This is a genomic window from Kribbella sp. NPDC004536, assembly GCF_042873835.1.
Classification (GTDB): domain Bacteria; phylum Actinomycetota; class Actinomycetes; order Propionibacteriales; family Kribbellaceae; genus Kribbella.
On the sequence record NZ_JBIALY010000001.1, the window covers coordinates 1,322,028 to 1,347,672 of the forward strand.

Genomic DNA, 25,645 nt, shown 5'->3' on the forward strand with positions numbered 1-25,645 from the left:
TCAAGTGACGTGAGACACGGGACGTCACAATCGCGGGGATTGTGGGGTCGTAGGGGTATGAGGCGTGCGTGGGGCAATCTTCGTTCGAAGGTGTTTCCTGATCATTGGTCGTTGTTGTTCGGACAGATCGCCTTCTACAGCTTTGTCATGCTCGTGCTGAGTGGTGTGGTGCTCGCGGTGTACTACGAGCCTTCCGTCGGTCGTGTTGTGTACGACGGGCCGTACGGGCCGCTCCGTGGGTTGCCGATGTCGCGGGCGTTGGACTCCACCTTGCGGATCACGTTCGAGGTGCGGGGTGGGCTGCTCGTACGGCAGATCCACCACTGGTCGACGTTGTTGATGGTGGGGGCGATCACCCTGCACCTGTTGCGGTTGTTCTTCACGGCTGAGTTCCGGCGGCCACGGCGGCTCGGGTGGCTGGTTGTGTTCGGGCTGCTCGTGGTCACGCTCGGTGCGGCCCTCACCGGTACGTCGCTGCCGGACGACATGGCGTCGGGTACGAGTCTCGCCGTACTCGACGGTGTCCTGCAGGCGACACCGTTCGTCGGATCGGCCTTGTCGTACGTGCTGTTCGGCGGCGAGTTCCCGGGCGACGTGATCTCGTGGTTCTACCCGCTGCACGTGATCGTGCTGCCCGTCGTACTGCTGCTGCTGTTCGCGGCCTGGGCGGTCCTCGGGCTGAAGCACAAGCCGGCGCACTTCGCGAACGGGCGGACGAAGACCGCGAAGGTCGCCGTCGCGAAGGGTGCCGGGCTGTTCGGCTTCGTCGCCGGGATCTCAGTCGTGATGGGCGCGACGGCGACCATCAACCCGGTGTGGCTGTACGGACCGGCCGACCCGGCGGACACCTCGGCCGGCGTCGGCCCGGCTTGGTACCTCGCGTTCCTGGACGGGTCGCTGCGCCTGGCGCCCGGCTGGGAGGTGGTCTGGTGGGGCAAGACGATCAGCTTCGCGGTTCTCGTACCAGTCGCGGCCTGCACGCTGTTCCTCGCGCTTGTCGCCGCGTACCCGTTCATCGAGGAGCGGCTGACCGGAGACCGGAAGGACCACGACGTCCTGGCGCGACCGCGCGACCACCCGACCCGGACCGGGATCGGCGTGGCCGGGATGACCTTCTACGGCGTGTTGTGGGCCGCGGCCGGCGCCGACACGATGGCCGTCCAGTTCCACCTGTCGATGAACACCCTGCTGCACGCCTTTCAAGTCCTGCTGATCTTCGGCCCACCCGCCGCGTTGTTCGTCACGCGCCGTATCTGCTTGGGCCTGGGGCAGAACGAATTCGAGACCGGCCGGATCCTGCGGCGACCGGACGGTGGGTACGTCGAGGTGCACCGGCCTCATGAGCTGACACCGTCCGGGGCACCGGGGGCCGGTGACGCACGAATGGTTCCTGACGGCGGCCGAGCGGGGTAACCCGGCTAGCCGCATCGATTCCTGGACCGAGGGCAACCTGGTCCGGCCGCTGGTACACGGAGCGACGTACTTCCAGCGGCTGTACGACGAACTGCGTGCCCTGCGTCCCGGCGACCAGGTGTTCTTCACCGACTGGCGCGGCGACCCGGACGAGGTCCTGACCGGCGACGGCCCGTCGATCGGCGAGCTGCTCTGCGACCTGGCCCGATCCGGGGTGCAGGTCCGCGCGCTGCTGTGGCGTTCGCATTCCGACCACCTCACCTTCAGCTCGCGGGAGAACCGGCACTTCGGCACCGAACTGAACGAGGCCGGCGGCGAGGTGCTGCTGGACCAGCGGGTCCGCCGCCTGGCCTCCCATCACCAGAAGCTGTTCGTCGTCCGGCACCGGGACGCGGCCGCCGACGACGTCGCCTTCGTCGGCGGCATCGACCTGTGCCACGGGCGGCGCGACGACGCCCGGCACCAGGGCGACCCGCAGGCCGCACCGATGGATCAGCGGTACGGCGAACGGCCGCCGTGGCACGATGTCACGCTCGAGGTCCGCGGGCCGGTGGTCGGCGACCTGCTGCGCTGCTTCGCCGAACGTTGGGACGACCGGCATCCGCTGGACCGGCGGACGCCGTACCGGATGATCGTCCAGCGGCTGGCGCGGATGCCGCGCCATCCCGGGCAGCTCCCGGAGGCGTTCCCGGATCCACCGCCCGCCGGTCCGCACGCCGTCCAGGTCCTGCGAACGTACGCGCACAAGCATCCCGGTTTCCCGTTCGCGCCGCGTGGTGAGTACAGCATCGCCCGCGCGTATCTGAAGGCGTTCGGCCGGGCGAAGTCCCTGATCTACGTGGAGGACCAGTACCTCTGGTCGGACCCGGTCGCCGACGCTCTCCGGGCGGCGCTGGCACGATCGCCGTCGCTGCGGGTCATCGCGGTCGTGCCGCGGTACCCGGACCACGACGGCGGGCTCAGCGGACCGCCGACCCGGCAGGCGCAACTCGAGGCGTTGCAGAAGCTGGACTCCGACCGGGTCGCCGTCTACGACCTCGAGAACGACGACGGCGTACCGATCTACGTCCACGCGAAGGTCTGCATCGTCGACGACCAGTGGATGACCTGCGGCTCCGACAACTTCAACCGCAGGTCGTGGACCAGCGACAGCGAGCTGACCTGCGCGATCGACTCCCCCGAACTCGCCCGGTCCCTGCGCACGCAGCTCTGGTCCGAACACCTCGGCACGGCCGCACCCGGCAGCGATCCGATCGCCGGCTTCGCGCAGTGGCGATCGACGGCCGCCGCCCTCGACAAGTGGTACGCCGATGGTTGCCGAGGGCCACGACCTCCGGGCCGGATCCGCCCGCACCACCCGCAGGCCGTCAGCCGGTTCCAGGCACGCTGGGCCGGCTGGCTGGCGCATCACCTCTACGATCCGGACGGCCGTACGCACGCGGCCCGCCGCGCCAATGCCTTCTAAGTCCCGACCAAGGCACTGCCATGGATGCGGCCCGTGGTCGCGGAGAGCGGCCGCGCGCTGGCCGCCGTACGGCTCGCGATGATCTCGGCGGCGATCGAGATCGCGGTCTCCTCAGGCGTACGGGCGCCCAGGTCCAGGCCCGTCGGGGACGACATCCGCGCGATCTCGGTCTCGCTCAGACCAACGGCCCGCAGCCGGACCAACCGGTCCTCGTGAGTTCGACGTGATCCCATCGCGCCGATGTAGCCCGCGCCGGTCCGCAACGCCAACTCCAGCAGCGGTACGTCGAACTTCGGGTCGTGGGTCAGCACGCACAACGCCGTACGGCTGTCGACCGTGTCGAGCACCCCGGCGAGGAACCGGTGCGGCCAGTCGACCACCACCTCGTCCGCCTCGGGGAACCGCGCGCGTGTCGCGAACACGGCGCGCGCGTCGCACACGGTCACGTGGTACCCGAGGAACTTGCCGACCCGGGCCACCGCGGCCGCGAAGTCGATCGCCCCGAACACGAACATCCGCGGCGCCGGTGTCAACGCCTGTACGAAGACGGCGACCTCGGAACGCTCACACTCCCCGTGGACGCCGTACGAGCGGATCCCGGTCGACCCGCTGTCGAGCATCCCGAGCGCGTCCTCGACCACCGCCCGGTCCAGTCCGGGGTCCCCCAGACTGCCATCGATTGATTGGCCGATGACGAGGCGCCGGCCAAGGCGCTCGCCCGCCGTGACCACTGTCGCCACCGCCATCGGCCGGCCCGACTCGATCGCGGCCGCGACCGCGCCGAACTCCAGGTAGGACTCCGGATCGACCGGCTCGACCAGTACGTCGAGCAGGCCGCCGCAGGTCAGCCCGATCGCGAACACGTCGTCGTCGGAGATCCCGTACCGCCGTACCACCGGAACCCCGGTCCGGATCACGTCCTCGGCCACCGCGTACACGTCGGCCTCGACGCAACCGCCCGACACACTGCCGACGACCACGCCGCCGGCCGACACCGCCATCGTCGCCCCGGGCTGCCGCGGCGCCGAGCGGAACGTGTCGATCACCGTCGCGATCGCGAACCGTTCGCCGGCGGCGTACCACTCCCGGACGTGCGCGAGTACGTCACGCACCCATGTGCTCCGCGCCGGCCTTGACCGCTTCCCGGATCCGTGTGTACGTACCGCAACGGCAGATGTTCCGCAGCTCGTCGAGGTCCGCGTCCGTGATCGTCCGGCCCTCCGCCTGCGCCCGCCTCACCAGGGCGGTCGCAGCCATGATCTGCCCGGGCTGGCAGTACCCGCACTGCGCCACGTCGTACTTCAGCCAGGCCTCCTGCATCGGGTGCAGGTCCTTGCCGACCGTCGCCGGCAACCCTTCGATCGTGGTCACCTCGTCGGTCGGCCCGATGTCCTTCACCGGGACCGAGCAGGGGTTGAACGCCTTGCCGTTGATGTGCGACGTACACGACTTGCAGACGTTCAGCGCGCACCCGTACTTGGGTCCGGTGACGCCGAGCAGGTCGCGCAGCACCCACAGCAGCCGGACGTTGTCCTCGACCTCGACGCTGACCTGTTCACCGTTGAGCTTGAAAGTGTGCGTAGGCATGATCCCTCAGAACGTGTGGTCGAGGCCGTCGGTCGGCGACTGTGGGGTGGACGGCTGGACCGGCAACGGCTCGAACCCGAGCTTGCCGTGGTTGATCGGGAAGAACGTCGGCAGCGTGCCGGTCGCCCGTGCGTAGGCACACGCGACCGCGGCGAACGCCGGCGCCACCGCGAGCTCACCGGCACCGCTCGGGCTGTCGCTGGTGTTCGGCATAATCACCACCTGTACGTCCAGCGGCGTGTTCCACTCCCGGGTGTAGAAGTAGTTGTCCCAGCTGCCCTCGAGCGGGATGCCGTCCTTGATGTGCAGGCTCGACGTGAGTGCCAGCGCGATCGCGTCCTGCAGGCCGCCGAACATCTGCGCCTCCAGGCCCTTCGGGTTGATGCAGAACCCGGGGTCGACGACGATCACCGCCTTGGTCACCCGTGGCCCGGTCACCCCCTCGACGGGCAGCGGCCGGTTCACCGTCTCCGGGCGGCAGTCGATCTCGACCAGCGTCGCGACCGCGGCCCGGTACTCCGAGTGCACGCCGATGCCCTGCGCCGTACCCTTCGGCATCGCGTTGCCCCAGTTGCCGACCTCGGCCGCCTTGTTCAGCACGGCGAGCAGCCGCTGGTCCCTGAGGAAGTTCCGGCGGAACTGCACCGGGTCCTGGCCCATTTTCCCGGCCAGCTGATCGACCATCAGCTCCTCGGCGCAGACCACGTTCGGCGAGTAGATGTTGCGCATGCTGCCGGTGTTGAACTTCAGCGGTACCTCGTTCAGCAGCTGCGTCGTGACCCCGAAGTTGTACGGCGAGGACTGGCTGAGCTCGAAGATCGACTCGGCGAACGACAGGTTGCCGCCGATCGGCAGGTCCGCCGCGTACGCGGTGAGCATCTCGCCGAGACCGTGGCCGAAGTCCGTCTGGACGCTGGTGTGCCGCTGCTCGTAGCTGAGCACGTTGCCGGCCGCGTAGTTCACCCGCACCCGCGACGTACACATCGGGTGCGTCCGGCCCTGGCGGAAGTTGTCGGTCCGCGACCAGGACAGCTTCACCGCCTTGCCCATCTTCTGCGAGATCTCCGCCGCCTCGGCGGCCACGTCGTGGAACAGGTGCCGGCCGAACGAGCCACCGCCCTGGACCACGTGCACCTTGACCGCGTCGATCGGCAGACCAAGCTGCTTCGCGATGTCCTCCTGCGCCACGATCGGCACCTTGAGGCAGGCCCAGATCTCGGCGCTGTCCGGGCCGACATCCGCGATTGCGCAGTCCGGCTCGAGCGGGCTGTTGCTGGCGAATGCGAACACGAACTCCGTGTCGATCGTCTTGGTCAGCAACGGCGGCACCGTCATCGGCAGCTGGGCCGCCCGCAGCTTCGCCAGCACGGTCGCGTCGGACTCGTCGTCCACCGTGCCCGGTCCCCACGTCGCGTCGACCTTCTGGATCGCGTCGATGCACTGGCCGAACGTGTCGGCGCGGATCGCCACACCGTGGGCGATGCCAACGACATCGGTGACCCCGGGCAGCGCCCGGAGCGCGGACAGGTTGTTGATCCGGCGCAGCGTCCCGTTGATCGTCGGCGGCCGCGCGACCATGGTCGGCTTCGCGCCCGGTACGTGCATGTCCATCGCGAACTGCTTGCGGCCGGTGACGATTTCGTGCGCGTCGACCCGGTTGTGCGGCTTACCGAGAACCGTGAACTCCGACGAGGACTTGAGCTCCGCGGCGACCTTGAGCGTCTTCGTCACGGCGGCGGCCGTGGCCAGCGAGCCGTACGTCGCCGTCAGCCCGTTCGGGCCGGTCAGCACGCCCGCGGCCGCGGTCACCTTGTCGACCGCGACACCCCATTGCAGCGCGGCCACCTCGACCAGGCGCTGCCGGGTGATGGCGGCGGCGGTACGGACCGGGGTGTACATGCTGCGCATCGAGTTCGAGCCGCCGGTCAACTGGTTCATCAGCAGCTCGGGGCGGGCGTCCGCGAGCGCGATCTCCACCTTGTCGATCGGCAGGTCCAACTCCTCGGCGACGATCATCGCGAACGCCGTCGTGATGCCCTGCCCCACCTCGGTCCGCGGCACCGCGAAGTACGCCGTACCGTCGGCACGCATCTGCACCGTGATCAGGCCCGACGTCGGCGACGCGGCGAGGTTCTGCAGGTCGCCCAGGTCGAAGATGTCCTCCGGCTGCGGCAACGACGGTACGGCGGCGTCGGCCGGCCGCGGGTCGGAATCGTTGACCAGCCAGCTCACCCCGACCGCCAGCGTCGGCGCGGCGATCAGGTACCCGAGGACGCGCCGGCGGCCGAGCAGACCGGGCTTGTCCTCGCTTGGTGGCGCCAACGATCGACGGTGTTCGGCCATGCGGATCCTCCGAGCTCTAGCAATGCTGGGAACGCAGTCTGGCACCGCCGGAGTCGCTGCGGGATGGCCGCAATGCCTAGGTTTCCAACGGCTTCACTGTGCACAACGCACAGGTAGGCCGTTCGGTCACGCGGGGAAAAGCCGGAATGCCTTCAGTGCAAGGCCTAGCTCCAACTGGAAGCCGTCCTCGGTGATGTCACGGCCGGTGATCTGCTCGACCCGGTGCAGGCGGTTGATGACCGTGTTCCGGTGACAGTGCGCGAGTTCCGCCGTACGACGGACCGAGCCGGCGGCCAGCACCCACTTGTCCAACGTGTCCAGTAACAGCTCGCGTTCCGGGACGGAGGTGGTTGTCAGCGGCATCAGCCAGGACTGGATCAGCTGGTCGGCCAGTTCGGGTGCGCTGAGTAACAGTGCCTCGGGCAGGCGTTCCGTCAACGCTGCAACGTCGATCCGGCCGGGCGGCAGCGTACGGCGGGCAAGCATCGCCTGCCGGTACGCGACATCCACCTCCGCCAGACCTGCGACCACGCCCGACATTCCGGCAGGCGCAGCTACGAACTGCCGCAGCGTACGCAGCACCGCAGCTGCGGATTCGGTGCCGAGGGCAAGCAAACCGACGACGGTCTGCGGGCGGACCTGCCACGCCGACGCGACCCGGACGCCGGCGAGCCGGCGGGCGAACGAGGTTGTCGTACAGTCGTCGTCGACCAGGTTGTCGATCGCGACCACGGCGTACGGGCCGTTCACCGGGATGTCGAGGACGGTGGCCGCCTCCTGGACGAACGCACGGTTCGCCCGGCCCTGCAGGAGACCTTCCCAGAGCGTCGACCTGCGCTGTTCGTCCGCGCGGACCAGATAACGTTCGGCGGCGTGGTACGCGGTCGCGACCTGTGACGACGTACGGTCGACGACTTCCCAGACCTTGCCGGCCACGTCGAGCAACACCTCGGACTGCGCCATCTCCTGGGCCATTCCCTGGGCCCGCGCCTCGTCGATCAGCGCCTCCCAGATCAGCCGGCCACCGAGGCGGTACGACTTCAGTACGTCGTCCAGCGGCATCCGCTGCTCCGCCCGCCGCCGCCCGGTCGCCTGCGCCGCATCGAAGTGGTCGTCGCTGTCGGCAATCATCTGCACGATCCGGGCAACGTTGTCATGACACGACCGCCACAAGTCCTGCCGGGGCACCGAATCCAGCTCCTGGTACGCCGGATTCTGTTCGTAGATGGTCGCGACCAACACATCGGTCAACTCCGGCAGATGCCGCAACACACTCTCCGCCAACCCCTCGACGGACAGCCCCGCACGCTCCACAACATCACCCATAGTCGGCACAGCATCGCACACCGTCGCCAAACGGCACAGACCTCAGCCGCACCGAGCCCAGAGCAGACACTCGCCTACAGCGACAACTGGTGCGGGACCCTGAAAGAGAGGTCAGAGCCGCTCCGCACCATCGGGCCAGATGACGGTGGTTTCTCGCCCGATCGAGCGAGCGTACGCCACGGCTTCAGCAGTGCCGCTGGAGTCTTCTCCGTCCCAGATCGCTATTAACCTGTCGCACCTTTCGACCAGTAGCTCACTTGCGGCAAGGTAGGCAGCCGAGCCTGCGTGCTGCACCGGCATGGTGTGTACGGACGCTGCTCGCTCCAGGTAGTCCGAGCAGCGCGCCCGGTCTTGCGGGTCGGTGACGAGATCGAAGTAGTCGACCGACGGTGCGATGACCTCGAGCCGACCGCCGCGGTCAAGGATCGCTTCGGCGAAGAGCTGGTCAGCCCCACGCGCCAGGCAGCTGATCCCGACGAGACCCTCCCGCGGGTAACCGGCGATATGCGCGGCCAGCGCGCGATACACAAGCTGCGCACCACGTTCGCTGAGCCTGCTGTGTCCGGTCACGCCGAGTGTCGTCATGTTCTACATTGTGAAGGGTTGGAATTTGGAGGACGAGGCAGATACGACATGCCAGACCTGCGGGCATTGACGACCGGCAAGCGGATTGAGATGCTCCGCCGGGAACGAGGTATGTCACGTCCCGTGCTGGCCGGCTTGGTCGGTCGTAGTGCGGACTGGTTGAAGAAGGTTGAGACCGGCCAACGTCAGATCACGAAATTGCCGATGCTGCTGGCCGTGGCCGAAGCGCTTGCCATCACCGACCTGTCCATCCTGACGGGTGACGACAGGCCGGTGGCTCCGAGCTTGTGGGACGGAGAGATCCACCACGTCGTTCCAGCCATCCGCGATGCCATCCGACGGGCAGGCTTTGCGGGCCTGGTGCCGTCCGGGCAGCCCCTGCTGACGCCCCAGGATCTGCAAGGTCGTGTCGATCGATTGTGGAAGGTCTGGCACTCAGCGCCACGTCAGCGCACGGTCGTGGGGGCGAAGCTCCCGACTCTGATTCATCAAGCGCACGGATCCATTCATGGACATGACGGCGCGCACCGGAGGCAGGCGCAGGCTGCGGCAGGTGATCTCTATCGACTCGTGCAGCGCCTCTTGGCTCATATCAGCGAGCCCCAGCTCCATGCGGTGGCCGTCGAGCGCGGGCGCGCAATGTCCGAGAGCGCGGATACGCGGCTGTCGGTCACCCTCGCAGCCTGGTCGTCGGCGGTGAGCCTGAGTGCCTCCGGTTACTACGATGAGGCAGCGCACCTAGCTGACACCGGCGTAGAGACTCTCGGCCCCACATTGGCGAAACCAACGGTTGAGGCTCTTGGCATACTTGGATCTCTGCAACTGGAAGCGGCTGCCGCGCACGGCTTCGCCGGGCGTGCTGGTGATGCGTTCCGTTACCTCGACCAGGCCGCGGCGACAGCTCGTCGGCTGCCTGGTGGAGCCTCACACCTGCAGTCGGGATTTGACGCCACAAGCGTCGCAATCATCGGCGTCATCGTCAGCAACGGTCTGCGGCGTACCGGTGAAGCGATCATGCACGCAGGACGATTGGATCCCTCGAACATTCCCTCCGTCGTACGCCGATCTCGGTTCCTTCTGGAGATCTCGCAGACTCATGCGCTGCGAAATGATCCTGCGTCTGCGGCTAGGTACCTGAGTGCAGCCACCGATGTCTCCGACGAGGCCGTGGCTCTGATTCCCTGGGCACGGCAGTTGGCCGACCAGCTTGCTGATGATGTTCCGGCCGACCTGCGACGCAGCGCGAGGCAACTCGTGGACCGGCTCAAAGCCGTGCGTTGATCCTAGGGGGACATTCTGTCCCTGTCGTGTGCAGAACGCGCGCTTAGTGTCTCTACATGCAGAGTCACACGAGGAACGGAGTGGACGCTCGCCGGGGCCTGACGGAGCCCACGATGCCCGTTCCAAGGTGGAGCTGTCACCGCGGGCACCATCGCGACGCCACAGGCGCGAAGTGGTTGGACGACTAGGTCGTTCCTCAAGACTGGTGGGGCGTACGTGCCGACCCCTGCGCGTCCGCGTACGCCCTACCTTCCACCGTTCTTCCAATCATCCTCGCGTTCTCCAGCATTCCAGGAGGTACCACCGTGTACAGATACGCAGATCGCATCCCCGTCGGACCGGCATCGGGGACCGGTACGGCGTCCCCGGTTCCGTGGGGGATGTCGCGACTGGAGCCTTACGGCTCGTTCGACGTCGTCAACGACGAGCCGGCCGGGATCGATCCCGCAACCCAGCGGGGCGTCTACACCTTGCCCGACGGCACGATCGTGATGTCGCCGGGTAAGCACAGCCGATCTCGTTCAGGCACGGAGAAGGGGACGAAGACCAGTAACAAGTCGGATGGCTCTGGTCCGCGGCCTGACACCGACCACAAGCAAGACACCAAACTCGACTGATGGCGAGCGATTCCCGGCAGGTCCTGGTCATGACCGAGGTGGACGATCCCACGGCTGACATGGTGATAGCGGAACTGAACAAACGAGACGTGCCGCTCATCCGCTTCGACTCGTCCGACTTCCCAACCAGCCTGACGGTCGCCGCAAACATCAACGGCCGCCAAGGATGGCGAGGCCGGTTACGGACGCCGACACGCGAAGTGGAACTCGCAGCCGTTCGGTCTTTGTACTTCCGCCGCCCGAACGACTTCGACTTCGCGCACCTTGAGCCACAGGCCGCTCGCTTCGCAGCCGCTCAGGCCCGCTTCGGGCTTGGTGGGTTGCTGGCTGACTTGCCGGGCTGCAGGTACGTCAACCATCCGAACGCGATCGCTGATGCGGAGTACAAACCCGTTCAACTCTCGACGGCCACCGCAGTGGGCATGAGGGTGCCACCGACGATCATCACCAACGATCCAGCGGAAGCAAGAGCCTTCGCGCATGACGTCGGAAGGATCATCTACAAGCCGCTCTACATCGGCGTGCACGACCTCGACGGCGAGCCGGCAAGTATCTGGGTGAGGGAAGTTCACGAAGAAGAGATGGATGACTCGATCGCTGGAACGATGCACCTCTTCCAGGCACGTTGTGACAAAGCTTCGGACCTTCGTGTCACAGTGATCGGTGACGAGGTGTTCTGCGTCAAGATCTTCTCTGAAGATCCAGAACTGCTGGACTGGCGGTATGACTACGAACACCTGTCCTACTCAGTGGTCGAGCCACCAGCGGAACTGGTCGACGGGATGAGGGCGTACATGAAGCAGTTCAACCTCGTCTTCGGCTGCTTCGACTTCGCTGTGCCCCGAGATGGAACGCCGATCTTCCTCGAATGCAATCCGAACGGCCAGTGGGGCTGGCTGGAAGAGGAGACAGGCCTGCCGATGACCGCCGCGCTCGCCAACCTACTGGAACGCGGTACACGATGACGACGGATGAACCGGGCGACGCCTCGGCAACGGCACTACGACTCGGGCTGGCCGAGACGCTCGCAGCGTCCGGAGACCTGCGTACCGCTCGCTGGCGGTCCGCAGTCGAGACTGTCCCTCGCGAGACGTTCATCCCGGGCTTCTTCGAGCGGCTCGACGACCTTCGCGAGACGATGTGGCGGCCGATCACACCCGAGCTGGTCGGCGCACAAGAGCGGCTGACGCTGACGTACACGGACGAGACCTGGGTGACGCAGCTCAACCACAGCGTTACGGCCTTCGACACGGACGTGCCGATTCCTGGTGTACCGACCTCGTCATCAACCTTGCCAGGCCTCGTCGTGCGGATGCTGGAGGACCTCCAGGTCAATGACAACAGCCGAGTACTCGAGATCGGAACCGGAACCGGCTACTCCACAGGGCTCATGTCAGCACGCCTCGGCCCAGAGCTGATCACCTCGGTTGAGGTCGACCCGGCAGTTGCCAGTCGCGCGGGGCAGAGCCTTCACGAGGCCGGATACGCACCCCGCCTCATCATCGGTGACGGCATCCTCGGTCATCCCCCCGGCGCCCCGTACGACAGAGTCATCGCAACCTGTGCAGTTCGGCACATTCCGTCTGCGTGGGTAGCTCAGACGCGGCCCGGAGGTCTGATTCTGACCACCATGTTGGGTTGGCTGGGCGCGTCTTCCGGGCTGGTGCGTCTCGAAGTCACCGGAGACGGCACCGCCGAAGGCAGGTTCCTCGGAGGCACAGACTCCTTCATGCCAGCCCGCCCCCACGCAGCTCCGCCGCTGACCGACAACATCTGCGACTGGATTGAAGCTGTAGAAACTGCCGAGCGCACGACGGTTGCCGGCCCTGAGATTCTTGATCCCTGGGACGGATGGACTTCTCTGTTCATCGCCCAGCTCGCCGTCCCGGATGCACAACTTCTCAGCTACGCGCTGGACGACGGCCCGTTGCTCGACCACATCATCGACGCAGGCCAACGGGCCGTCGCCATCGTGGACAGGCTGCCAGGCAGGTCCGCGGCTGTCCGCCAAGCAGGGCCCGTCAACCTTTGGGACAAGGTCGAAGTGGCCATCGAAGAGTGGTGGTCGGCCGGATCACCTTCACTCGATCAGTTCCGGGTCAGCGTCTCACCGGAGTCCCAAACGGTCTGGTTCGGCGACCCGACCGGCGCATTGTCGTGGAACCTGCCAACGACAACCTGAGTCTGCGCCTTTCAAGCCAAGCCGCGCATGAAGACTGACCCGGCCAGGCACTCAGGCACCTAAATCTCTTGTCTTCTCTTTGTTTCTTTTCTTTTGTTTCTTTTGTTTCTTTCTTTGCTCTTCAGACGGAGCGGGTTGCTACCAGGTCGCAGAGGGCGTCGAGGGCCTGGCGGCCTGGGCCGTCGGGGAGGGTGGCGAGGAGTTTGCGGGCGTCGGCTGCGCGGCGGCGGACGTCCTCCTCGGCCTGGTGGAAGGCGGGGTGCGAGCGGAGCAGCTCGAGGGCCTCGGTGAGGCGGGCGTCGTCGGACAGGTCCGAGTCGAGCAGCTCCAGCAGGCGCGCGTCGGTCGGGTCCGCCGGATCGGCCTGGGCGCGGAAGATGAGGACCGGGAGGGTCGGTACGCCCTCGCGCAGGTCCGTACCGGGAGTCTTGCCGGACTGGCCGGACTCGGACGCGATGTCGAGGATGTCGTCGGCGAGCTGGAACGCGACGCCGATCTCCTCGCCGAACGCCTTCAGCGCCTCCTGGATCTCCTCGGAGGCACCGGCGTACCGGGCACCGAAGACCGCCGAGGTCGCGATCAGCGAACCGGTCTTGTCGGCGACCACCGACAGGTAGTGCTTCAACGGGTCCTGGCCTTCGCCGACACCCATCGTCTCGCGGATCTGTCCCTCGACCAGCCGGCCGAAGGTGCGCGCCTGGATCCGGACCGCTTCCGGCCCGAGGTCCGCGACCAGGTCCGACGCGCGGGCGAACAGCCAGTCGCCGGACAGGATCGCGACCGAGTTGTCCCAGCGCGCGTTCGCGGTGGACGAGCCGCGGCGCAGCGCCGCCTCGTCCATCACGTCGTCGTGGTGCAAGGTCGCGACGTGCGTGAGCTCGACGACCACCGCCGCCTTCACGACGTCGTCGGCCAGCGTGTCAGCGCCGAACTCTGCCCCCAGCAGTACCAGCAACGGCCGGAACCGCTTGCCACCGGCAACCATGACGTGCCGGGCAGCAGCGGTGACGAACGGCGCCTCGGACTCGGTCGCGTCGAGCAAGGCCTGCTCGACGCGTTCCAGGCCCGCGCGAACCCGGGCTTCGAGCGCCGCGTCGGCGAACTCGAATCCCAGGCTCTCGGCCGGCAGCGGGGTCGTACTCAACGGATGAACTCACCAGCTCGGGCCGCCAGGTCGAGCACCGGTCCGGGAACCAGACCGAGCACCACCGTGGCGGCGAGACCCAGCGCCACCGCCGACGTGGTCTGCCAGCCCGGCAGCGCCACGTCCGGCGCGTCGGCCGGCAGGTCGGAGAAGAACATCAGCACGATCACGCGGATGTAGAAGAACGCCGCGACCAGGCTGGACAGTACGGCGACAACCACCAGCGGCCACGCGCCGCCGGTCCAGGCCGCGCTGAAGACCGCCCACTTGCCGGTGAAGCCCGCGGTCAGCGGGATGCCGGCGAAGGACAGCAGGAAGAACGCGAAGATACCGGCCAGCAGCGGCGACTTCTTGCCCAGGCCCGCCCAGCGGGACAGGTGCGTCGCCTCGCCGCCCGCGTCCCGGACCAGCGTGACGACCGCGAACGCGCCGATCGTCGGGAAGCCGTAGGAGACCAGGTAGAACAGCACCGCCTGGGTCGAGGTGATCCCGTTGTGCACGCCGTTGCCGGCCTGCGCGAGGCCGACGAACGCGGTCAGCAGGAAGCCCGCGTGCGCGATCGACGAGTACGCCAGCATCCGCTTCACGTCGGTCTGGGTGATCGCGACGATCGAACCGACCACCATGGTGAGGATCGCGATGATCCACATCATCGGCGCCCAGTCCCAGCGCGAGCCGCCGAGCGCGACGTAGAAGACCCGCATCAGGCCGACGAACGCCGCGATCTTGGTGCAGGCCGCCATGAAGCCGGTGACCGGCGTCGGGGCGCCCTGGTAGACGTCCGGGGTCCAGGAATGGAACGGTACGGCGCCGACCTTGAACAGCATGCCGACCCCGAGCAGGCCGGTACCGGCCAGCAGAATCGTGTCGCCACCGGTCTGGGTACCGAGCGCGTCGGCGATGCCGCCGAGCGACATGGTGCCGGCGTACCCGTACAGCAGCGCGATCCCGAACAGCAGGAACGCCGACGAGAACGCACCGAGCAGGAAGTACTTCATCGCGGCTTCCTGCGAGATCAGCCGGCGCCGGCGGGCCAGGCCGCAGAGCAGGTACAGCGGCAGCGAGAAGACCTCGAGCGCGACGAACAGGATCAGCAGGTCGTTCGAGGCGGCGAACAGCATCATGCCGCCGACCGCGAACAGCGTCAGCGGGAAGATCTCGGTGTGCTCGACGCGGGCCGCCGTACCCTCCCGCTCGGCCTCCGAACCCGGCACCGCGGCCGCCTGGCCGGCGAACGCGGACAGGCCGCCGTCGATCGAACGCTCGGCGAACAGCAGCACGCTGATCAGCGTCAGCGCCAGCAAGATGATCCAGGTGAACAGCGCCGGGCCGTCGACCGAGATCGCACCCTGCGCGGCGATGATCTCCTTCTTGCCGTGCATCAGCACGCCGGTCCGCACCCCGGCCGCGATCACGGCGACCACCGTGATCGTCAGCTGCACCAGGTGCCGCAGCGGCCGGGGCACGAACGCCTCGACCAGGACGCCCACGGCCGCGGCACCGAAGACGACGAACAGCGGGAGCAGTTCGCCGTACTCGATGCTGGGCTTGGTGAAGTCCGCCAGCGGCAGCAACATCGCGGTCACTTCTGTCCCTCCGTCACGGGGATCTGCGGTGCCTTGTCGGTCACGCCCACCCGCTGCATGGTCGAGTCGACCGCGGGCTTGATGATGTCGACGATCGGCTTCGGGAAGATGCCCAGGCCGATGATCAGGATCACGAGCGGTGCGATCGCCAGCACCTCACGCGGGTTCAGGTCCTTCAGCTTCTCGATCCCGTCGCGGACCGGGCCGGTCATCGTGCGTTGGTACATCAGCAGGATGTACAGCGCGGCCAGCACGATCCCGAGGACGGCGATCACCGCGATCACCTTGTGCCGGCTGAACGTCCCGGCCAGCACCATGAACTCGGAGATGAACGGCGACAGACCAGGCAGCGCCAGGCTGGACAGGCCGGCGAACAGGAAGGTGCCGGCCAGGACCGGTGCCACCTTCTCGACGCCGCCGTAGTCGGCGATCCGCGCGGACCCGCGCCGGGAGATCAGGTACCCGGCGACCAGGAACAGTGCCGCGGTGGAGAGCCCGTGGTTGAACATGTACAGCGTCGACCCGGTCAGGCCCTGCGACGTCAGCGCGAAGATGCCCATCACGATGAAGCCGAAGTGCGAGATCGAGGTGTACGCGATCAGCCGCTTGATGTCGGTCTGGCCGATCGCCAGCAGCGCGCCGTACAGCACCGAGATCAGTGCGAGTACGAGGACCACCGGGGTGGCCCACTGGGAGGCGTTCGGGAACAGGCCCAGGCAGAACCGGATCATCCCGAAGGTGCCGATCTTGTCCAGGATGCCGACCAGCAGCACCGAGGTGCCCGGCGTCGCCTCACCGGCCGCGTCCGGCAGCCAGGTGTGGAACGGCACCATCGGCGCCTTCACCGCGAACGCGAAGAAGAAGCCGAGGAACAACCAGCGCTCGGTGTTCTGACTCATGTCCAGCTTCACCATGTCGGCGAGCAGGTACGACGGGTCGCCGTGCTTGGCGGACACGACGTACAGGCCGACGACCGAGGCCAGCATCAGCAGACCGCCGAGCAGCGAGTACAGCAGGAACTTCACCGCGGCGTACGAACGCTGCGGTCCGCCGAAGCCACCGATCAGGAAGTACATCGGGATCAGCGTCGCCTCGAACAGCACGTAGAACAGGAACACGTCGGTCGCGGAGAAGACCCCGATCGACAGCGCCTCCAGGCCGAGGATCCAGGCGAAGAAGGACTTCTCCGACCAGCGACCGCTGGCGGCGTCGTTCCAGGACGCGATGATCACGATCGGGCTCAGCAGCGCGGTCAGCACCACCATCACGATGCCCAGACCGTCCAGGCCGAGCGCGTAGTGCGCGCCGAAGGCCTTGATCCAGGTGTGCGTCTCGGCGTAGTCCGCGGCGCCGTTGCGGTGGTACCCGATCGCGACGATCACGGTCAGTACCAGCGTCACGAGCGAGAACCCGAGCGCGACCTGCTTGGCCGTCAGCGCCTTCGCCTTCGGCACCAGCATCGTCGCGATGGCCCCGACGAACGGCAGGAGCAGTAACAGGGTCAGCCAACCGATGTTCACGACAACCTCACCGCGAGGAGGGCGACGACCACGAATGCGGCGCCGAAGACCATGCTGAGTGCGTACGAACGGACGAAGCCCGTCTGGAACCGGCGGAGCCGGCCGGACAGTCCGCCGAAGAGTGCGGCCAGGCCGTTCACCAGGCCGTCGACGCCCCGGTTGTCGAGCCAGACCAGCGTCCGGGTCAGGTACTGCCCGGGACGCATGAAGAGCGCCTCGTTGAGCGCGTCGCCGTACAGGTCACGCCGGGCGAACCGGGTGACCGGGGAGCCGACCGGCGCCTCGCGCGGGATGTCCCGGCGGTACATCAGCACCGAGATCGCGATGCCGACGGCAACGACCGCGAGCGTGATGATCGTCATCACCGTCGCACTCAGCGGAGCGTGCTCCTCCTCGTGCCCGACGATCGGGGTCAGCCAGTCGACGATCCAGTGACCGGCGAAGTACAGCGCACCGCCACCCAGCGACAGCGCCGCCAGGATGATCAGCGGCCACGTCATCACCTTCGGCGACTCGTGCGGGTGTACGTCCTCGGCCCAGCGCTTCTTGCCGAAGAACGTCATCAGCATCACCCGGGTCATGTAGAACGCGGTGATGCCGGCGCCGAGCAGCGCGCAGAGACCGATCACCGTGTTGTCCGCGAACGCGGCCTCGATGATCTTGTCCTTGCTGAAGAAGCCCGCGAACGGCGGGATGCCGAGGATCGCCAGGTACCCGAAGGCGAACGTCACGAAGGTGACCTTCATCGCCGACCGGAGCGCGCCGTAGTGCCGCATGTTCACGTCGTCGTTCATGCCGTGCATGACGGAGCCGGCGCCGAGGAACATGTTCGCCTTGAAGAAACCGTGCGTGAGCAGGTGGAAGATCGCGAACACGTACCCGGCCGGGCCGAGGCCCGCGGCGAGCATCATGTAGCCGATCTGGCTCATCGTCGAACCGGCCAGCGCCTTCTTGATGTCGTCCTTGGCGCAACCGATGATCGCACCGGCGAGCGCCGTCACCGTACCGACGATCACCACCGCGGTCGCGGCCGCGTGCGACTGTTCGAAGATCGCGTGCGAGCGGACCACGAGGTAGACGCCGGCGGTGACCATGGTCGCCGCGTGGATCAGCGCTGACACCGGGGTCGGGCCCTCCATCGCGTCCAGCAGCCACGACTGCAGCGGCACCTGCGCGGACTTACCGCAGGCGGCCAGCAGCAGCATCAGGCCGAGCAGCGTGGCCCAGGTCTTCGACAGGTGCTCGGCACCGGCGTTCACCGAGGAGAAGGCCGAGGAGCCGAACAGCGCCCACATGCTCATCACCGCGAGCGAGAGGCCGATGTCACCGACCCGGTTCACCACGAACGCCTTCTTCGCGGCGACCGCGGCCGAGTTCTTGTGCTGCCAGAAGCCGATCAGCAGGTACGACGCCAGGCCGACGCCTTCCCAGCCGACGAAGACCAGCAGGTAGTCGGCGGCCAGTACCAGCAGCAGCATCGACGCGATGAACAGGTTCAGGTACCCGAAGAACCGGCGCCGCCGCGCGTCGTGCTCCATGTAGCCGATCGAGTAGATGTGGATCAGCGAACCCACACCGGTGATCAGCAGCACGAACAGGATCGACAGCGGGTCGATCAGCAGGGTGAAGTCGACCTTGATCTGGCCGACCGAGAACCACTCGAACAGCCGGACCGTCGCGGACCGGTCGCCCTCGGGCTTGCCCTGCATCTGGAAGAACAGCACGACACCGAAGGCGAAGGAGATCACCGGTGCCAGCGTGCCCAGCAGGTGACCCCACGCGTTGGTGGCCTTGCCACCGAGCAAGAGGATCGCCGCGGACAGCGCCGGCACAGCGACCAGCAGCCACGTCAGCTCATGACTCATCGGTTTGCTACCTCAGTACTTGAGCAGGTTGGCGTCGTCGACCGAGGCCGAACGACGGGTGCGGAAGATGGCCATGATGATCGCCAGCCCGATCACGACCTCGGCCGCGGCCACCACCATCACGAAGAAGGCGGCGATCTGACCGTCGAGGTTGCCGTGCTGGCGGGCGAAGCTCACGAACGCGAGGTTGGTCGCGTTCAGCATCAGCTCGACGCACATGAAGACGACGATCGCGTTCCGGCGGACCAGTACGCCCAGTGCGCCGATGCTGAACAGGATCGCGGCGAGCACGATGTACGGCTCGGTGGTCACTTCTCCTCCTCCACAAATCCCGTTGTGTCGGTGCTCTCGGCCTCACGCGGGTACGCCTCGCCGAGGTCGAGTTCGCGGACCTCTTCGACGTCCGCGCGCTCCTCGGCTTCGGGGAACACGGTGCCACGTGCCTGCAGCACCCGCGAAACCGAGGTCGGTGCGATCGACCCGTCCGGCAGCAGCGCCGGAGTGTCGACGGCGTTGTGCCGGGCGAGCACACCGGGCGTCGGCAGCGGGCCCGGGTGGATGCCCTGCTCGGCGTACTTGCGGATCCGCTCCTCGGCGTGGTCGCGCTGCGTGCGCTTCTTGGTCAGCCGCTCGCGGTGCGCCAGCATCATCGCGCCCATCGCCGCGGTGATCAGCAGCGCCGAGGTGACCTCGAACGCGAACACGTACTTGCCGAACAGCAACTGCGCGATGCCCTTCGGGTTGCCGTCCGGCTGCGCGTCGGCGAGGCCGGTCGGGTGCCCGTAGATCGCGTTGCCGACCGCGGCGATCAGCAGGACGCCGAAGCCCAGGAACGCGAGCCCGGCCAGCAGCCGCTGCCCGCGGATGGTCTCGACCAGCGAGTCCGAGGCGTCGACGCCGACCAGCATCAGCACGAACAGGAACAGCATCAGGATCGCGCCGGTGTAGACGATGATCTGGACCGCGAACAGGAACGGCGCGTCCTGCGCGGCGTACTGCACCGCGAGGCAGATCATCACGGTGGCCAGCAGCAGCGCCGAGTGCACGGCCTTACGGACGAGCACCATGCAGATCGCGGCCAGGATCATGACCGGCGCGAGCAGCCAGAAGGCGACCTGTCCGCCGGTGACCATGGCGATCATTTGGCGTCACTCCCCTCAGGCTTGGTCGCCGCGCCGGTCAGACCGAGGTAGTAGTCCTTCTCGGTCTTGCCCAGCTGCATCTCGTGCGGCGGCTCCTGCATGCCGGGGAGCAGCGGCGCCAGCAGGTCCTTCTTCTCGTAGATGAGGGACTCGCGGCTGGTGTCGGCCAGCTCGTACTCGTTGGTCATGGTGAGCGCCCGGGTCGGGCAGGCCTCGATGCACAGACCGCAGAGGATGCAGCGCAGGTAGTTGATCTGGTACACCCGGCCGTACCGCTCGCCCGGCGAGAACCGGTCGCCCTCGGTGTTCGAGGCACCCTCGACGTAGATCGCGTCCGCGGGGCAGGCCCACGCGCACAGCTCGCAACCGATGCACTTCTCCAGCCCGTCCGGCCAGCGGTTCAGCTGGTGCCGGCCGTGGAAGCGTGGGGCCGTCGGCTTCTTCTCGAACGGGTACTGCTCGGTGAACACCTTCCGGAACATCGTCCGGAAGGTGACGCCGAAACCGGCTACCGGGTCCCAGAGGGACTCTTTGACACTAGCCACGGCTGCCTTCCTTGCTTTGGCTGGAAGTGTTGACGGCCATCGGTGGGGGCACCGGGAAGCCGCCGGCGAACGCGTCGAAGTCCTTGCCGTCGGCAACCTCGGGCTCTTCCGGCTTGGGCTTCGACGGCACGAACATGCTGATCACCGCGAGCACCAGGACGATCGCGGCCGCGACCAGCAGCGTGGTCCGGCTGAAGTTGGTCTCCCGGCCGACCGCGCGGACGGTGGCGACCAGCAGGATCCAGACCAGCGAGACCGGGATCAGGACCTTCCAGCCGAGCTTCATGAACTGGTCGTAGCGCAGCCGCGGCAGCGTTCCGCGCAGCCAGATGTAGAAGAAGATGAAGCACATCAGCTTGCCCATGAACCACAGCACCGGCCAGTAGCCGGAGTTCGCGCCGTCCCAGATCGAGATCGGCCACGGTGCCCGCCAGCCGCCCAGGAACAGCGTGGTGGCCAGCGCGGACACGGTCGCCATGTTGATGTACTCGGCCAGGAAGAACATCGCGTACTTGATCGAGGAGTACTCGGTCAGGAAGCCCGCGACCAGCTCGCCCTCGGCCTCCGGGAGGTCGAACGGCGCCCGGTTCGTCTCACCGACCATCGAGATCACGTAGATCACGAACGACGGGAACAGCAGGAACCCGTACCACCCCGGCAGCGGGATCGACGCCCCGAACCAGTGCACGGTCTGGTGCCCCTGCGCGGCCACGATCTCCGAGGTGGACAGCGAGCCGGCGAACAGGAACACCGTGACCAGCGCCAGGCCCATCGCGACCTCGTACGAGATCATCTGGGCGCTGGAGCGCAGACCACCGAGCAGCGAGTACGTCGAGTTCGACGACCAGCCGCCCAGCACGATGCCGTAGATGCCGATCGAGGCGATCGCCATCACGTACAGCACCGAGACCGGCAGGTCGGTCAGCTGCAGCCGGGTGTAGGTGTCGGTCCAGGGGATCTTCACCGTCGGCCCGAACGGGATCACCGCGAAGGTGAGGAAGGCCGGGATGGCGACAATCGCGGGCGCCAGCACGAAGACGACCTTGTCGACGCCCTTGGGCATCAGGTCTTCCTTCAGCATCAGCTTCACGCCGTCGGCCAGCGACTGCAACAGTCCCTGCGGGCCGTGCACGTTCGGGCCGATCCGGTGCTGCATCCGCGCGACGACCCGGCGTTCCCACCAGATGTTGAAGAGCGTCAGCACCACCAGGAAGACGAAGATGAACAGGACCTTGATGAGAATGACCCACCACGGGTCGTGTCCAACCCCGGCATCCGGCACCGCGAGCGGGATGTTCATGCGTTCCCTCCGGCGATCGTCACGATCGAGCCATGGTCTACGTGCAACGAACGGCGGACGTGGGAGTCGGCCGAGTTCGTCGGCAGCCAGACCACGTTGTCGGTCATCGGCGTGATCACGACCGGCAGCCGGATGCTCCCGGCGTCGGTGCTCACCGCCAGCTCGTCCCCGTCGGCGACCCCGATCCGGCGCGCGGTGGTGACCGAGATCCGGGCGACCGGCTTGCGCGCGGTCGCGGTCAGGTGCGGCTCACCGTCGCAGGCCCGGCTGTCGTCGATCAGCATCCGCCAGGTCGCGAGCCGGGTCGAGTCGAACGCGCCGAGCGCCGGACCGGCCTGGTACGTCGGCTCCTGCGCGCGGTCGCCGTCCCAGCGGCCGAGCTCGTCGAACTCCTTCTTCGCGCCCTCGGGAGTGCTGAAGCCGAGCGACTGCCCCATCTCCTGGGCCAGCGCGGCCAGCGCCCGGGTGTCCGGCATCGCGGCCGGCACCTTCAGTGCCACCGGGAACGGCCGCTCGCGGCCCTCCCAGTTCACGAACGTGCCGGACTTCTCCACCGGCGGTACGACCGGGAAGACGACGTCGGCGTACTCGGTCACCTGCGACTTGCGCACCTCGAAGCTGACCACGAACGGCGCCGCCGCGAGCGCGGCCAGCGCCGCGGCCGGGTCGGGCAGGTCGTCGATCTCGACCCCGGCCACAACCAACGCCTGCAGGGAGCCGGCGTTCGCGACGATCTCGGTCAGGTCCTTGCCGGTCTCGCCCGGCAGGTTCTCGACGCCCCAGGCGGCCTGCAGGTCGACCCGCGCCTGCGGGTCGGTGACCAGTCGGCCACCCGGCAGCAGGCCCGGCAGGCAGCCGGCCTCGAGCGCGGCCCGGTCGCCCGCACGGCGCGGGATCCAGGCCAGCTGCGCGCCGGAGTCGAGCGCCAGCCGCAGTGCCGCGGAGTACCCGCCCGGCACCGAGGCGAGCCGCTCGCCGACGACGATGATCGAGTCCGGACCGAGCGCAGCCCGGGCGGCTGCCCCGGCCGCACCGGCGTTCCCGAGGTCGGACAGGACCGCGGCCTCGGTGCCCGGCGACGCCGCGACGACGACGCCGTCGAGCTTCTCGATCCCGCGGGACGCATACGCCGCGATCGTGAACACCTTGGTGCCGTGCGTCTTCACGCCCTTGCGGACGCGCAGGAACACCGACGGCGCTTCCTCTTCCGGCTCGAATCCGGCGAACAGCACCGAGCCGGCCTGCTCCAGGTCCGCGAACGTCGTACCGAGACCGGTGCCGGCCACCGCGGCGGCCAGGAAGTCGGCCTCCTCGGCGGAGTGCGGCCGGGCCCGGAAGTCGATGTCGTTGCTGCCCAGCGCGACCCGGGCGAACTTCGAGTACGCGTACGCGTCCTCGAGGGTCAGCCGGCCGCCGGTCAGCACCGCCGCGTTACCGCGGGCCGCGTTCAGCTGCCCGGCGGCGAAAGCCAACGCCTCCGGCCAGGACGCCGGCCGCAGCTCGCCGTCCTCGCGGATCAGCGGGTGCGTCAACCGGTCGCCGGTGCTCGCGTACTGGAACGCGAACCGGTCCTTGTCGGAGATCCACTCCTCGTTGACCTGCGGGTCGTCGCCGGCCAGCCGGCGCATCACCTTGCCGCGCCGGTAGTCGACCCGGATCGCCGCACCGGACGAGTCGTGCTCGGCCACCGACGGCACCGAGACCAGGTCGAACGGCCGGGAGCGGAACCGGTACGCCGCGCTGGTCAGCGCACCGACCGGGCAGATCTGGATCGTGTTGCCGGAGAAGTAGCTCTCGAAGGGCTCCTTCTCGTAGATGCCGACCTGCTGCAGCGCGCCGCGCTCGATCAGCGCGATGAACGGGTCACCGGCGATCTGCTCGGAGAACCGGGTACAGCGCGCGCACAGGATGCAGCGCTCGCGGTCCAGCAGCACCTCGGCGGAGATGTTGATCGGCTTCGGGTAGGTCCGCTTCACCCCGTGGCTGGTGTGGAAGCGGGACTCGCCGGAGCCGTTGCTCATCGCCTGGTTCTGCAGCGGGCACTCGCCGCCCTTGTCGCAGACCGGGCAGTCCAGCGGGTGGTTGATGAGCAGGAACTCCATGTTCCCGTGCTGGGCCTTGTCGGCCACCGGCGAGCTCACCTGCGTCCGGATCACCATGCCGTCGGCGACCGTCAGCGTGCACGAGGCCTGCGGCTTCGGCATGCCCCGGCCGTTGCCGGCGTCGGTGACCTCGACCAGGCACTGGCGGCAGGCGCCGACCGGGTCGAGCAGCGGGTGGTCGCAGAACCGCGGGATCTGGATGCCGATCTGCTCGGCGGCCCGGATCGCCAGGCTGTTCTTCGGAACCTTGACCTCGATGTCGTCGATGGTCACGGTGACCAGGTCGGTGCGCTCCACCTCCGACCCGGCCGGCGGGTTCGCTTGGATCGTCATGCGCTAGCTCCAGCAGTCGCGAAGACAGTGCTTGCCATCGGGTCGAACGGGCAGCCGCCGTTCTCGAAGTGCGCCAGGTACTCGTCCTTGAAGTGCGCGATCGAGCTGGTGATCGGCGCCGTGGCACCGTCACCGAGCGCACAGAACGACCGGCCGAGGATGTTCTCGGACAGGTCGAGCAGGACCTCCAGGTCCTCCTCGGACCCCTGGCCCTTCTCCAGCCGCTCGAGGATCTGCACCAGCCACCACGTGCCCTCGCGGCACGGGGTGCACTTGCCGCAGGACTCGTGCTTGTAGAACTCGGTCCAGCGCAGTACGGCGCGGACGACGCACACGGAGTCGTCGAAGATCTGCAGCGCCTTCGTACCGAGCATGGAACCGACCGAGCCGACGCCCTCGTAGTCGAGCGGTACGTCGAGGTGCTCGGCCGTCAGCAACGGCGTCGAGGAACCACCCGGCGTCCAGAACTTCAGCTCGTGTCCCTCCCGGACACCGCCGGCCAGGTCGAGCAACTGGCGCAGCGTGATGCCCAGGGGCGCCTCGTACTGACCGGGGCGCGTCACGTGCCCGGACAGCGAGTACAGCGTCATGCCCTTGGACTTCTCGGTGCCCATCGAGGAGAACCAGTCCGCGCCGTTCTTGATGATGACGGGAACGGATGCGATCGACTCGACGTTGTTGATGACAGTGGGGCAGCCGTACAGACCGGCCACGGCCGGGAAGGGAGGACGCAGACGGGGTTGACCGCGACGTCCTTCCAGCGAGTCCAGCAGCGCCGTCTCCTCGCCGCAGATGTAGGCGCCGGCGCCGGCGTGCACGACGACGTCCAGGTCGTAGCCGCTGCCGAGGATGTTCTTGCCGATGTAGCCGGCGTCCTTGGCCTCCTGGACCGCCTGCTGCAGCCGGCGGATCACGTGCAGGACCTCACCGCGTACGTAGATGAAGGCCGCCGACGCGCGGATCGCGTACGACGCGATGATGACGCCCTCGACCAGCGTGTGCGGCGAGGCCATCATCAGCGGGATGTCCTTGCAGGTGCCCGGCTCGGACTCGTCCGCGTTCACCACCAGGTACTTCGGCTTCGGGTTGTCCTGCGGGATGAACGACCACTTCATCCCGGTCGGGAAGCCCGCGCCGCCACGGCCGCGCAGACCGGAGTCCTTGACCGTTGCGACGACGTCGGCCGGCTGCATCGCGAGCGCCTTGCGGAGCGCGTCGTACCCACCGGTGCGCTGGTACGAGGCCAGCTGCCAGGCGTTGATCTGGTCCCAGTTGTCGGACAGCACCGGGGTCAGCACGTCGGTCATCG

The 25,645-nt window shown here is 67.6% G+C and carries 21 protein-coding genes; 6 read left to right on the forward strand and 15 right to left on the reverse strand.

The annotated features are described in order from the left end of the window. The first annotated feature begins 57 nt into the window (after positions 1–57). Complete coding sequence (locus ACFYRU_RS06555) at positions 58–1,413, forward strand: cytochrome bc complex cytochrome b subunit (RefSeq protein ID WP_387653749.1); 1,356 nt, start codon at positions 58–60, stop codon at positions 1,411–1,413. Further along, positions 1,373–2,878, forward strand: a complete 1,506-nt coding sequence (locus ACFYRU_RS06560; protein ID WP_387653752.1) for a phospholipase D-like domain-containing protein — start codon at positions 1,373–1,375, stop codon at positions 2,876–2,878. Before ACFYRU_RS06555 ends, ACFYRU_RS06560 begins: the two co-directional genes overlap by 41 nt. Here the strand turns inward: ACFYRU_RS06560 and ACFYRU_RS06565 are convergent. The 5 genes from ACFYRU_RS06565 to ACFYRU_RS06585 form a co-directional block, all read right to left on the reverse strand. Further along, positions 2,875–3,990: an XdhC family protein gene (locus ACFYRU_RS06565; RefSeq protein ID WP_387653755.1), complete on the reverse strand. Its 1,116-nt coding sequence runs from the start codon at positions 3,988–3,990 to the stop codon at positions 2,875–2,877. The two genes, ACFYRU_RS06560 and ACFYRU_RS06565, sit on opposite strands and share 4 nt — an antisense overlap. Beyond that, entirely contained in the window at positions 3,983–4,465 is a 483-nt protein-coding gene (locus ACFYRU_RS06570) for a (2Fe-2S)-binding protein (RefSeq protein ID WP_387653758.1), read from the reverse strand. Before ACFYRU_RS06570 ends, ACFYRU_RS06565 begins: the two co-directional genes overlap by 8 nt. 6 nt (positions 4,466–4,471) lie before the next feature. Continuing rightward, positions 4,472–6,787 carry a molybdopterin cofactor-binding domain-containing protein gene (locus ACFYRU_RS06575; protein WP_387653760.1) on the reverse strand — a complete coding sequence of 772 codons (2,316 nt, stop codon included), beginning with the start codon at positions 6,785–6,787 and terminating at the stop codon, positions 4,472–4,474. A gap of 147 nt (positions 6,788–6,934) precedes the next feature. Continuing rightward, the gene (locus ACFYRU_RS06580; RefSeq protein WP_387653763.1) at positions 6,935–8,134 is read right to left on the reverse strand and encodes a PucR family transcriptional regulator; all 1,200 of its coding nucleotides are present in this window, start codon (positions 8,132–8,134) and stop codon (positions 6,935–6,937) included. 111 nt (positions 8,135–8,245) lie between these two features. Next, positions 8,246–8,719, reverse strand: coding sequence for a hypothetical protein (locus ACFYRU_RS06585; protein ID WP_387653765.1), 474 nt, complete (start codon positions 8,717–8,719; stop codon positions 8,246–8,248). Between the two features lie 48 nt (positions 8,720–8,767). Here ACFYRU_RS06585 and ACFYRU_RS06590 point away from each other — a divergent pair, with 48 nt between their 5' ends. The 4 genes from ACFYRU_RS06590 (at position 8,768) to tgmC (ending at position 12,799) form a co-directional block, all read left to right on the forward strand. Beyond that, positions 8,768–10,000 carry a helix-turn-helix domain-containing protein gene (locus ACFYRU_RS06590; protein WP_387653768.1) on the forward strand — a complete coding sequence of 411 codons (1,233 nt, stop codon included), beginning with the start codon at positions 8,768–8,770 and terminating at the stop codon, positions 9,998–10,000. Positions 10,001–10,305: 305 nt separating this feature from the next. Then, a complete protein-coding gene (tgmA, locus tag ACFYRU_RS06595) occupies positions 10,306–10,617 on the forward strand; it encodes a putative ATP-grasp-modified RiPP (protein ID WP_387653771.1) in 312 nt (103 codons plus the stop codon). Next, entirely contained in the window at positions 10,617–11,582 is a 966-nt protein-coding gene (tgmB, locus tag ACFYRU_RS06600; RefSeq protein ID WP_387653774.1) for an ATP-grasp ribosomal peptide maturase, read from the forward strand. Before tgmA ends, tgmB begins: the two co-directional genes overlap by 1 nt. Further along, on the forward strand, positions 11,579–12,799 hold the full coding sequence (gene tgmC / locus ACFYRU_RS06605; RefSeq protein ID WP_387653777.1) for an ATP-grasp peptide maturase system methyltransferase: 1,221 nt from the start codon (positions 11,579–11,581) through the stop codon (positions 12,797–12,799). The genes tgmB and tgmC overlap by 4 nt, the downstream gene beginning before the upstream one ends. A 121-nt stretch (positions 12,800–12,920) precedes the next feature. Here the strand turns inward: tgmC and ACFYRU_RS06610 are convergent, their stop codons facing one another. The 10 genes from ACFYRU_RS06610 to nuoF are packed head-to-tail and all read right to left on the reverse strand — an operon-like array spanning position 12,921 to position 25,643. After that, complete coding sequence (locus tag ACFYRU_RS06610) at positions 12,921–13,943, reverse strand: polyprenyl synthetase family protein (protein ID WP_387653780.1); 1,023 nt, start codon at positions 13,941–13,943, stop codon at positions 12,921–12,923. Further along, positions 13,940–15,520 carry an NADH-quinone oxidoreductase subunit NuoN gene (gene nuoN, locus ACFYRU_RS06615; RefSeq protein ID WP_387658028.1) on the reverse strand — a complete coding sequence of 527 codons (1,581 nt, stop codon included), beginning with the start codon at positions 15,518–15,520 and terminating at the stop codon, positions 13,940–13,942. Before nuoN ends, ACFYRU_RS06610 begins: the two co-directional genes overlap by 4 nt. A gap of 5 nt (positions 15,521–15,525) precedes the next feature. Then, positions 15,526–17,049, reverse strand: a complete 1,524-nt coding sequence (locus ACFYRU_RS06620; protein WP_387653783.1) for an NADH-quinone oxidoreductase subunit M — start codon at positions 17,047–17,049, stop codon at positions 15,526–15,528. Beyond that, entirely contained in the window at positions 17,046–18,914 is a 1,869-nt protein-coding gene (gene nuoL / locus ACFYRU_RS06625) for an NADH-quinone oxidoreductase subunit L (protein ID WP_387653786.1), read from the reverse strand. Before nuoL ends, ACFYRU_RS06620 begins: the two co-directional genes overlap by 4 nt. 12 nt (positions 18,915–18,926) lie before the next feature. Next, positions 18,927–19,226 (reverse strand): NADH-quinone oxidoreductase subunit NuoK, encoded by a 300-nt coding sequence (gene nuoK / locus ACFYRU_RS06630; protein ID WP_130384807.1) that lies wholly within the window; start codon positions 19,224–19,226, stop codon positions 18,927–18,929. After that, a complete protein-coding gene (locus ACFYRU_RS06635) occupies positions 19,223–20,056 on the reverse strand; it encodes an NADH-quinone oxidoreductase subunit J (protein WP_387653789.1) in 834 nt (277 codons plus the stop codon). Before ACFYRU_RS06635 ends, nuoK begins: the two co-directional genes overlap by 4 nt. Next, a complete protein-coding gene (nuoI, locus tag ACFYRU_RS06640; RefSeq protein WP_387653792.1) occupies positions 20,053–20,601 on the reverse strand; it encodes an NADH-quinone oxidoreductase subunit NuoI in 549 nt (182 codons plus the stop codon). The genes ACFYRU_RS06635 and nuoI overlap by 4 nt, the downstream gene beginning before the upstream one ends. After that, complete coding sequence (gene nuoH, locus ACFYRU_RS06645) at positions 20,594–21,901, reverse strand: NADH-quinone oxidoreductase subunit NuoH (protein ID WP_387653795.1); 1,308 nt, start codon at positions 21,899–21,901, stop codon at positions 20,594–20,596. The genes nuoI and nuoH overlap by 8 nt, the downstream gene beginning before the upstream one ends. Next, positions 21,898–24,336, reverse strand: coding sequence for an NADH-quinone oxidoreductase subunit G (locus tag ACFYRU_RS06650; protein ID WP_387653798.1), 2,439 nt, complete (start codon positions 24,334–24,336; stop codon positions 21,898–21,900). The genes nuoH and ACFYRU_RS06650 overlap by 4 nt, the downstream gene beginning before the upstream one ends. Further along, positions 24,333–25,643: an NADH-quinone oxidoreductase subunit NuoF gene (gene nuoF / locus ACFYRU_RS06655; RefSeq protein WP_387653801.1), complete on the reverse strand. Its 1,311-nt coding sequence runs from the start codon at positions 25,641–25,643 to the stop codon at positions 24,333–24,335. The genes ACFYRU_RS06650 and nuoF overlap by 4 nt, the downstream gene beginning before the upstream one ends. Between the last annotated feature and the right edge of the window lie 2 nt (positions 25,644–25,645).